This is a genomic window from Sphaerotilus sp. (genome assembly GCF_031429695.1).
GTDB lineage: Bacteria > Pseudomonadota > Gammaproteobacteria > Burkholderiales > Burkholderiaceae_C > Sphaerotilus.
Genome location: NZ_JANPAB010000109.1, coordinates 1 through 10446, shown reverse-complemented (window position 1 = coordinate 10446; position 10446 = coordinate 1). Strand labels below are relative to the sequence as shown.

Sequence of the window (10446 nt, the reverse complement as noted above, 5' to 3'; positions counted from 1 at the left end):
GCTCTTGTTGTCCTTGAAACTCTTGCGGTCGCCGCCGCCCATGCCGAGGTAGAACTCTTTCACGTCCTCGTTCTCGCGCAGATCCTGGGCGGCGCCGTCCATGACGATGCGGCCGTTCTCCAGGATGTAGCCGTAGTCGGCATAGCGCAGGGCCATGTTGGTGTTCTGTTCGGCCAGCAGGAAGGTGACACGTTCCTTGGTGTTGAGATCCTTCACGATCTCGAACACCTCTTCCACGATCTGCGGCGCCAGACCCATCGAGGGCTCGTCCAGCAGCACCATCCTCGGGTTCGCCATCAGCGCACGGCCGATGGCACACATCTGCTGCTCGCCGCCCGAGGTGTAGGCGGCCTGGCTGGTGCGGCGGGTCTTGAGCCGGGGAAAGTAGTTGTAGACCTTCTCCAGCGTCTCGGCGACCGCCGCCTTGCCATCCTTGCGGGTGTAGGCGCCGGTCATCAGGTTGTCCTCGATGGTCAAGTGTGCGAAGCAGTGCCGGCCTTCCATGACCTGCACCACCCCGCGGTTGACCATGTCGGAGGTGGAGAGTTTTTCGATGCGCTCTCCGCGCAGCTCGATCGAGCCCTTGGTGACATCGCCACGCTCGCCCGCCAGCAGGTTGCTGATGGCCCGCAGCGTGGTCGTCTTGCCCGCGCCGTTGCCGCCCAGCAAGGCGACGACCTTGCCTTCCGGCACTTGCAGGGACACGCCCTTGAGCACGAGGATCACGTGGTTATAGATCACCTCGATGCCGTTGACGTTCAGGAGAATGTTCGGAGTGCTCATGGGGCGTGTCACCTGGGTCGCGGGAGTTTCTTCAGCTCAGCTCAGCTCAGATCAGGACTGGCAGTCTTCCGGCTTGCGGCGCTCGATCTTCTTCTCGGCGGCGTACTTGTCGGCTGCGGCGCGCACCATCGGACGCAGGATCATGTCGTCGGCCTGTAGCCAGTCGGAGGTGAAGCCCCACTTCTTGCCGTCCCAGGTGTGGACGCGCACCCAGCCGGCACCGACGTGGTCCATGCAGCTCGTCGAGACCGGGCGCATCACGTTGGCGAAGCCCAGGCCGTCGAGCTTCTTCTGGTCCAGCGCCAGGTTCTCCAGACCCCAGCGCACCTGCTCGCCGGTCATGACCTTGCCCTTGCCGAAGCGTTCCTGGGCGCGCTTGACGCCTTCGACGCCCAGCATGGCCGACATCATCCCGCGCATGTAGAGCACCGAGCCGACCTCTTCCTTCGGCCCCGTGCCTTCGCCCTTGCCGTGGACCTTGGCGAGGATGTCCTGCACCACCTTGGCTTCCGGCTGCGCGCCGTGCTGCATGGCAGCGGCGTTGTAACCCTTGGCGGCTTCGCCCACGTCCTTCACGTCCGGCTCGGCGCCGGCCCACCACACGCCGTACATCTTCTCGCGCGGGTAGCCGGTGGCCACGGCTTCCTTGAGGGCGGTCGAGTTCATCACGCCCCAGCCCCACAGCAGCACATAGTCGGGCTTGCTCTGGCGGATCTGCAGCCAGGTGGACTTCTGCTCCACGCCGGGTGCCGTCACGGGCAGCAGTTGCAGCTCGAAGCCGTGGGTCTTTGCGCGTTCCTGCAGCAGCGGGATCGGCTCCTTGCCGAACGGCGAGTCGTGGTAGACGAGGGTGATCTTCTTGCCCTTGAGGTTGGCGAGGCCGCCTTCCTTCTTGCCGATCTGCTGGATCAGCGCGTCGGCAGCGATCCAGTAGGTGCCCAGCAGCGGGAAGTTCCACTTGAACACGCCACCGTCGGCCGATTCGCTGCGACCGTAGCCGGCGGTGATGAGCGGGATCTTGTCACCGGGCGCCTTCTCGGTCAGCGCGAAGGTGATGCCGGTGGACAGCGGCTGGAACACGGTCGCGCCCTTGCCCTTCATGCGCTCGTAGCACTCGACGCCGCGGTCGGTGGCGTAGCCGGTTTCGCACTCCTCGAACGTGACCTTCACGCCACCCAGGCCATTGGTCGCGTTGACCAGCTTCAGGTAGTCCACATAGCCGTTGGCGAAGGGCACGCCGTTGGGCGCGTAGGGGCCTGTGCGGTAGACCAGCACCGGGAAGAACTGCTCCTTGGCCTGGGCGAAGGCGGCGGGCGCGGCGACGGAGCCGGCGACGGCTGCAACGATGGATGCAGCGAGGGCGAGTGACTTGAACTGGAGTTTCATGGCTGCCTCTGGGTGGTGGTGACGGTCAAGGTCAAGGTCTGGATCGACAGGGTGGGAACGGGACGGTTCAGTGCGGGAAGGGCCACAGGCGCAGCTTTTCCTTGCCGATGGACCAGAGTCGGGCCAGCCCGTGCGGCTCGACGATCAGGAAGAAGACGATCAGCGCGCCGAAGATCATCGAGGTCATGTGGGCGGCGAGCGCGGTGTCGATCGGGATGCCGAACAGTTGCGGCACGTTGTCCAGGAAGATCGGCAGCAGCACGATGAAGGCGGCGCCGAAGAAGCTGCCCATGATCGAGCCGAGGCCGCCGATGATCACCATGAACAGCAACTGGAACGAGCGGTCGATCGAGAACGCTGCCGGCTCCCATGAACCCAGGTGGACGAAGCCCCACAGCCCGCCCGCCACGCCGACGATGAAGCTCGACACGGCGAACGCGGTCAGCTTGGCGTAGACCGGGCGGATGCCGATCACGGCTGCCGCCACGTCCATGTCGCGCATGGCCATCCACTCGCGGCCGATGTTGCTGCGCACGAGGTTCTTGGCCATCAGGCCGAACACGCACAGGAAGGCCAGACAGAACAGGTACTTCTGCACCGGCGTCTCGATCGGCATGCCCAGCACCTGCAGGCCCGAGACGCTCACCGAGCCGGAGGCCGAGTCGAGCGTGAACCACTTGATGCGCAGGAAGCTCCAGTCGATGAAGAACTGCGCTGCCAGCGTGGCCACCGCGAGGTACAGCCCCTTGATGCGCAGCGACGGGATGCCGAACAGCACGCCGAGCACCGTCGAGCACGCTCCGCCCAGCAGCAGCGCCGGGATCAGCGGCATGCCGTCGATGCGCAGGAGGAAGTTGTAGGCCGCGTAGGCGCCGACCGCCATGAAGCCGCCGGTGCCCAGCGAGATCTGGCCGCAGTAGCCCACCAGGATGTTGAGCCCGAGGGCCGCCAGCGACAGGATCAGGAAGGGAATCAGCACGGCGCGGAAGGTGTATTCCGACGCCAGGAAGGGCACGGCGATCGCAGCGAAAGCGATCAGCGCCAGGACACCAAGGCGGTCCTGCGTGATCGGGAAGATCTGCTGGTCCGAGCGGTAGCTGGTCTTGAACTGGCCGTTCTCACGGTAAAGCATGAAGGTGTCTCCGTGTTTCTTGTGGTGGTCAGACGCGGTCGATGATCTTTTCGCCGTACAGCCCTTGCGGACGCACCAGCAGGAAGATCAGCGCCAGGGCGTAGGCAAACCAGATCTCGATGCCGCCGCCGACCATCGGGCCGATGTAGACCTCCGAGAGCTTCTCGCCGACGCCGATGATCAGCCCGCCGATGATGGCGCCCGGCACCGAGGTCAGCCCGCCCAGGATCACCACCGGCAGCGCCTTCAGGGCCACCAGCGACAGCGAGAACTGCACCCCGAGCTTGGAGCCCCAGATGATCCCGGCGACCAGTGCCACGAAGCCTGCCACCGACCAGACGATGACCCAGATCCGGTTCAGCGGGATGCCGATCGACTGCGCTGCCTGGTGGTCATCGGCCACCGCGCGCAGGGCGCGGCCGGTCGAGGTGTACTGGAAGAACGCGGCCAGCACCGCCACCATCGTCGCGGCGATCAGCGCCGCGTACAGGTCTTCCGAGCCGACCAGCACGCCGCCCTGGAACACGTTCTCCAGCAGGAAGATCGGGTCCTTGGGCAGGCCCACATCGATCTTGTAGATGTCCGAGCCGAACAAGGTCTGGCCGGCGCCGTCGAGGAAGTAGGTGATGCCCAGCGTGGCCATCAGCAGCGTGATGCCCTCCTGGTTCACCAGCTTGCCCAGCACGTAGCGTTCGATCACCCAGGCCACGATGACCATCACGCCCATCGCGCCGATGAAGGCCAGGATGTTGCCGATCGTCTTGTTGTCGATGTGCAGCAGCGCCGGAATCCATTCGGCGAACCGCGCCATGGCGAGGGCCGCGAACAGGACCATCGCCCCTTGCGCGAAGTTGAAGACGCCCGACGCCTTGAAGATCAGCACGAAGCCGAGTGCGATCAGTGAATACAGCATGCCTGTCATCAGGCCGCCGATGAGTGCTTCGAGGAAAAATCCCATGTCAGTGCTCCCGTGATCGTGGCGTTCAGTGGCTGGTGCCCAGATAGGCACTGATCACGTCTGGATTGGCGCGCACCTCGTCGGGCGTGCCATCGCCGATCTTCTTGCCGTAGTCCAGCACGACCACGCGGTCGGAGATGTCCATCACCACGCCCATGTCGTGCTCGATCAGCACGATCGTGGTGCCGAACTCCTCGTTGATGTCGAGCACGAAGCGGCACATGTCCTGCTTCTCCTCGACGTTCATGCCGGCCATCGGCTCGTCGAGCAGCAGCACCTGCGGCTCCATCGCCAGCGCGCGGCCCAGGTCCACGCGCTTTTGCAGGCCATACGGCAGCCGCCCGACCGGCGTCTTGCGGAACGCCTGGATTTCGAGGAAATCGATGATGTGCTCGACGAACTCGCGGTGCGCCTCTTCTTCCCGCGCGGCGGCTCCCCAGCGGATCGCCTGCTGGAAGAGGTTGGTCTTCATCTTCAGGTTGCGGCCGGTCATGAGGTTGTCGATCACGCTCATGCCCTTGAACAGCGCCAGGTTCTGGAACGTGCGCGCCACGCCCATCTCGGCGACCTGCCGGCTGTTCATGTGGCTGAAGGTCTGGCCGCGGAAGCTGATCTTGCCTTCCTGCGGGGTGTAGACGCCGTTGATGCAGTTGAGCATCGAGCTTTTGCCGGCGCCGTTCGGGCCGATGATGGCCCGCACCTCGTGCTCGCGCACGTTGAAGCTGATGTCGGTCAGCGCCTTGACGCCGCCGAAGCGCAGGGAGATGTTGGCCACGTCGAGGATGACCTCGCCGATTTTCTTGTCGGCGTTCTTGCCTGGGTCGATCACGGACATTTAGGCAGCCCTCCGGACAGCGGGAAAGGTCTTGGTGTCGAGGATCTGCAGCGTGGCCGAGACGCTGCCGCTGCGGCCGTCCTCGAACTTCACGGCGATCTCCATGAACTGCTCGGTCTTGCCGCCGTAGAGCGCGTCGATCAGCACCGCGTACTTGTCGGCGATGGCGCCGCGCTTGACCTTGCGGGTGCGGGTCATCTCGCCGTCGTCCGCGTCCAGCTCCTTGTGCAGCACGAGGAAGCGGTGGATCTGGCTGCCGGCGAGCATCTCGTCCTGCGCGAGGTCGGCGTTGGTCTGCTCGACGCACTCGCGCATCATCGCCAGCACTTCCGGCTTGCCGGCGAGGTCCGCGTAACCGGCATAAGGCAGGTTGCGCCGCTCGGCCCAGTTGCCGACCGCTTCCATGTCGATGTTGATGAAGGCACAGACCCGGTCGCGCTGGTCACCGAAGGCCACGGCTTCCTTGATGAACGGGAAGAACTTCAGCTTGTTCTCGACGTACTTCGGGGCAAACATCGCGCCGTCGTGCGAACCGCCCTTGAGGCGGCCGACATCCTTGGCGCGGTCGATGATCTTCAGGTGGCCGTGCGCGTCGATGAAACCGGCGTCGCCGCTGTGGTACCAGCCGTCCTTGGTCAGCACCTCTTCGGTGGCCTTGGGATTCTTGTAGTACTCCTTCAGCAATCCCGGCGACTTGATCATGATCTCGCCCGAGTCCGCCAGCCGGATCTCCACGCCGTCGCAGGGCACGCCCACCGTGTCGGCCCGCGCTTCATGGTCGGGTTGCAGGCAGACGAACACGGCGGTCTCGGTCGAGCCGTAGAGCTGCTTGAGGTTGACGCCGATCGAGCGGTAGAAGGTGAACAGGTCCGGCCCGATCGCTTCGCCTGCCGTGTAGGCCACGCGCACCCGGCTCAGGCCGAGCGAGTTGCGCAGCGGGCCGTAGATGCTCAGGTCACCGAGCTTGTACTTCAGCTTGTCCAGCAGGCCGACTGGCTTGCCGTCCATCAGCGCCGGGCCGACCCGCTTGGCCAATGCCATGAAGCCCTTGAACAGGCTTTTCTTCAGCGGGCTGGCGTCTTCCATGCGGATGGTGACGCTGGTCAGCAGCCCTTCGAACACCCGTGGCGGCGCGAAGTAGTAAGTCGGGCCGATCTCCTTGAGGTCGATCGTCACGGTGGCGGCCGACTCGGGGCAGTTCACCACGTAGCCGCACACCAGCCACTGCGCGTAGCTGAAGATGTTCTGGCCGATCCAGGCCGGCGGCAGGTAGGCGAGCACCTCCTCGCTGCTGGTCAGCTTGTCGAAGGAAGCGCCTGCCTGCGCACGGTCGGTCAGCGAACCGTGGGTGTGGACGACGCCCTTGGGGTTGCCGGTGGTGCCTGACGTGAAGAACATCGAGGCCACGTCTTCCGGGCGCACCGTCTCGATCGATTTCTCGAAGAAGTTCGCGTTCTGGCGTTCGTAGGTGTCCCCGGCGGCGAGCAGGTCATCGACCGAGGCCAGGCCCGGTTCGCTGTACTTGCGCAGGCCGCGCGGGTCGTCGAACCAGATGCGCGAGAGCTGCGGGCACTGGTCGCGGACCTCCAGCAGCTTGTCCACCTGCTCCTGGTCCTCGACGACCGCGAAGGCGACCTCGGCGTTGTTGAGCGGGAAGACACACTCGGGTCCGGTGGCGTCCTGGTACAGCGGGATCGGGATCGCACCGAGGCTCTGCGCTGCCAGCATCGTCATCGTCAGGCGCGGGCGGTTGTCGCCGATCACCACGATGTGCTGACCGCGCTGCAGGCCCGCGGCGGCCAGACCACCGGCCATGCGGCGGACTTCAGCGGCGAGGGCTTTCCAGCTCAAGGTCTGCCAGATGCCGTATTCTTTTTCTCGCAGGGCCGGCGCGTCGGGTCGGCGCTGGGCATGGTCCAGCAGCAGGCGCGGAAATGTCGTGGTCACCACGCGTCTCCTCGGGTTGTGGGGCAAATGGGGCAAAGGGGAAGTGCGGAACAGTGCATCGTGGGCACAGGGGCGGTGGGCTTCGGGGCCGCTTCGTTGTGGAGGCATCGTATGCCCGGGTTTGACGTCAGGATGTCAACCTGACGACAATCCTAGGGACACTCCCAAGCGGAGTTTCCCGCCCTGGAGGCCTTTTGCATGAGTCTGACTGCTCTGCGCGAACGCGCACGTCTGCCCACGGGGCGCGAACTCGACGAAATTCCGTGGCTGGCGCAGCTCGCACCGGCGCACCGGGCATTGGCGTTGTCGTCGCTGCGCTCAGTCCAGGCGGATGTGGGCGAGTACATCTGCCGCATCGGCCGACCGGCGACCTATTGGTTTGGTGTCATCGACGGCCTGCTCAAGATGAGCAGCGACAACGTCATGGGCACGCCGATCACCTTCACGGGCGTGCCGCCCGGTGCCTGGTTTGGGGAGGGCACGCTGCTCAAGGGCGAGCCTTACCGCTACAACATTGAAGCCCTGCGCCGCACGGTGGTGGCGGGCGTGCCGGTCGAGGTGTTCCACGAACTGCTGGAGCAGAGTCTGCCGTTCAACCGCTTTGTGCTCAACCAGCTCAACGAGCGGCTCGGCCAGTTCATCGCCGCGCGCGAGATCGACCGCATCAACGATCCGGATTCACGCGTCGCCCGCAACCTCTCGGCGCTGTTCCACCCGGTGCTGTATCCGGGCGTGGGCGAGGTACTGCGCATCACGCAGCAGGAGCTGGGTTATCTGGTCGGGCTGTCGCGCCAGCGGGTCAACGAGGCGCTGCGTGTGCTGCAGGCGCGGCGCCTGATCCGCATCGAATACGGTGGACTGCGCGTGCTGGACCTGGCGGGACTGCGCGCCTACGGGCCACTCAGCGCGCCGCTGCCGCCGGATCCGGCCTGAGCGCATACGGATCGGCGTCAAGTTCAGCCGGCCTGCGTCGACAACGACCATGAACCCGTGCGTCGCGGGTTCGCCGTGGTGGCGGGAGGGCATTCGATTCCCGCGCAGTTCGAGGCTGCATGTCGCGTTGTCGTTGGTTGTCCTGGCAGGGAGCTGCAGCGGTGGTCCGGTGGCTGGGCGGGCTGCTGGCTGTGTGTCTGCTGGTGTCGGGCGTGCAAGCGGGCGGGGTGGAGGCCCGGGTCCGGGCGCCTGGCATCGCCGTGCTGGACACCCGCGCAACCGAGGTGGACGTTTGGCCGCTGCTGTCCGTGCTGACCGAGGATGTGGCCCGCTGGACCTTGTCCGATGTACTGGCCCGCTTGCCGCAGCGCCGTCCCCCCGCCGTGCCAACCTCGAACTTCGGCGAGTTCGGCGGCGTGGCCTGGCTGGTCTGGGATGTGGAGGTCGAGCCGGACGCTGCGGGCGACTGGCTGCTCGACGTCGGCTATGCCTCGCTGGACCATGCCGACCTGCATGTCCTGCGCGAGGGCCAGCCGACGGTGGTGGTGCGCAACGGCGACCACTTGCGGCTGTCCGAGCGGCCCCTGCCGACCCGCACCCATGTGATGCCGTTGGCCTTGTCCGCTGGACGCTACACGATGGTGCTGCGGGTCGAGACCTCCGGCAGCATGCTCGTGCCGGTGCAGATGACATCGCCGCAGCGCCGCCAGTTCCACGAGGAACGCACCCAGATGCTGCAGGGTCTGGCGAGCGGCGTGATGCTGTCGCTGCTGATCTACAGCCTGGCGCAGTGGTACAGCCTGCGTGACCGGATGTTCGCGTACTACGCGGTCGGCGTCGGCGGCGTCGGCATGTTCCAGTTTGCCTTCCAGGGCATGGGGCTGCAGCACGTCTGGGGCGAGGCGCTGTGGCTGTCCGAGCTGCTGCCGCCGGTCTGCATCCTGCTGGGGGTGCTGGGGGCTTTCCTCTTCATCGACCGCGCGCTCGATATCCGGGGTCTCTCGCCCTGGTTGTCGCGGGCGATGCGCATTGGGGCGCTGCTGTGCGCCGTGACGCTGGTGCTGCTGCTGACCGGCGTGATCACCTACCGCGATGGCCAGCGGGTCGCCAAGGTTCTGGGGCAGTTTCCGACGGTCCTGGCGCTGCCGATCGCCTGGCGGCGCTGGCGACAGGGAGACCGCGCCGCGGGCTACATCCTCGTCGGCTGGGGTATCTACACGGCCGGCGTGGTGGTGCTGGCGCTGTTGGTCAGTGGCCGGATTCCCGCCACGCCCGTCACGCTGCATGTGTTCCAGATCGCCTCGCTGGTCGAGATGGTGATGTGGCAGGTGGTGATGGGCATCCGCGTGGACAGCCTGCGCCGCGCCGCCGAGCGGGATCACCTGGACAGCGAGCGTCTGCGCCAGTTGGCCGACACCGATGCGCTGACGGGTGTGTTGAACCGCCGCGGTTTGCAGACCGCCGCCGCACCTGTGCTGCTGCGGGCACGGCCGGGCGCGCTGGTCGGGCTGTACCTGCTGGACCTGGACGGCTTCAAGCCGGTCAATGACCGCCTCGGCCACCATGCTGGCGACTCGGTGCTGATCGAGATTGCCGCCCGGCTCAGGGCGCAGGTGCGTCTGGCCGATCTGGTCGCGCGCATCGGCGGTGACGAATTCGTGGTGGTGGTTGTCGATCTGCGCGACGAAGATGCCGCCCGCCGGATCGGCGACAAGCTGCTTCAGGCGATGTGTGCGCCCATCCCGGTGCAGGGCAGCCACTGCAGCGTTGGCGCGACGATCGGCTATGCGCTGTCTCCGATGGATGGCGTTGACCTCGGCGTTCTTCTGGAGTTGGCGGACCGGGCGATGTACGCTGGAAAGCAGGCCGGCAAGCTGCAGATTCGGCGCGCCGTAGCGCCTGCCTGAGCAAGCTCGATCTGCTGCAAGACCGCTAATGCACAAACCCGATCGGCGAGCGCTTGCCTGCCCCGCTGTCGGGCAGATCGGCCTGCACGACCGTGGTGCGCCGCGCCAGCTTGGCGTTGCCAAATGCGGTCATCCACGCCCGGCGCATCTCGCGGGGTGCCATCTCGGCGAAACGCTCCAGCACCGCCTCCGACGGTGTCTCGTCGAAGCGCCGGCCCCATTCGTGCGCAGCGCGGATGCCGGCGTACAGCCGCAGCGCGATGCGCCGGGCAGCGTCCGCATCGGGCATCGGCACCTCGTAGACGTTCATCCGGTTGAGGATGGGCTCGGGGATGGCGCGCTCGTCGTTGGCGGTCGCGATCCAGATCACCTGGCTGGCATCGATGGCGACCTCGGCGAACTCGTCGGTGAAGCTGTGCGCGGTGTGTCCTGATCTAATGATTTCGCACACACCGATAGGTGGAAATCACCTGGGCAACGAACGTGACGAACACGAAACGAAGAGTCTTTGACGCGAGCTTCAAGCTGCAGGTCGTGCAGATGATCCGGTCGCAGGGCCTGGGCA

8 protein-coding genes and 1 pseudogene are annotated in these 10446 nt (G+C 65.9%); 2 read left to right on the top strand and 7 right to left on the bottom strand.

Translation table 11 applies throughout. From position 1 onward, the window contains the following. The 6 genes from RMP06_RS20980 to RMP06_RS20955 form a co-directional block, all read right to left on the bottom strand. Positions 1 to 783, bottom strand: a 783-nt coding sequence (locus RMP06_RS20980; RefSeq protein ID WP_310463739.1) for an ABC transporter ATP-binding protein, incomplete at its 3' end; no start/stop codon positions are given. Between the two features lie 51 nt (positions 784 to 834). Further along, positions 835 to 2169 (bottom strand): ABC transporter substrate-binding protein, encoded by a 1335-nt coding sequence (locus tag RMP06_RS20975; protein WP_310463738.1) that lies wholly within the window; start codon positions 2167 to 2169, stop codon positions 835 to 837. 67 nt (positions 2170 to 2236) lie between these two features. Further along, positions 2237 to 3301, bottom strand: a complete 1065-nt coding sequence (locus RMP06_RS20970; protein ID WP_310463737.1) for a branched-chain amino acid ABC transporter permease — start codon at positions 3299 to 3301, stop codon at positions 2237 to 2239. A gap of 28 nt (positions 3302 to 3329) precedes the next feature. After that, a complete protein-coding gene (locus RMP06_RS20965) occupies positions 3330 to 4259 on the bottom strand; it encodes a branched-chain amino acid ABC transporter permease (protein ID WP_310463736.1) in 930 nt (309 codons plus the stop codon). Positions 4260 to 4284: 25 nt separating this feature from the next. Continuing rightward, a complete protein-coding gene (locus tag RMP06_RS20960) occupies positions 4285 to 5094 on the bottom strand; it encodes an ABC transporter ATP-binding protein (protein ID WP_310463735.1) in 810 nt (269 codons plus the stop codon). Then, positions 5095 to 7041: an AMP-dependent synthetase/ligase gene (locus tag RMP06_RS20955; RefSeq protein WP_310463734.1), complete on the bottom strand. Its 1947-nt coding sequence runs from the start codon at positions 7039 to 7041 to the stop codon at positions 5095 to 5097. It abuts the gene before it with no gap. A gap of 198 nt (positions 7042 to 7239) precedes the next feature. Between RMP06_RS20955 and RMP06_RS20950 the strand changes: the two genes are divergently transcribed. Both RMP06_RS20950 and RMP06_RS20945 read left to right on the top strand, forming a co-directional pair. Continuing rightward, the gene (locus RMP06_RS20950; protein WP_310463733.1) at positions 7240 to 7974 is read left to right on the top strand and encodes a Crp/Fnr family transcriptional regulator; all 735 of its coding nucleotides are present in this window, start codon (positions 7240 to 7242) and stop codon (positions 7972 to 7974) included. 161 nt (positions 7975 to 8135) lie between these two features. After that, positions 8136 to 9881: a diguanylate cyclase domain-containing protein gene (locus RMP06_RS20945; RefSeq protein ID WP_310463732.1), complete on the top strand. Its 1746-nt coding sequence runs from the start codon at positions 8136 to 8138 to the stop codon at positions 9879 to 9881. A 25-nt stretch (positions 9882 to 9906) separates the two neighbouring features. Here the strand turns inward: RMP06_RS20945 and RMP06_RS20940 are convergent. After that, positions 9907 to 10305: pseudogene (locus RMP06_RS20940) on the bottom strand (AAA family ATPase); the annotation flags it as partial. Positions 10306 to 10446 lie beyond the last annotated feature (141 nt).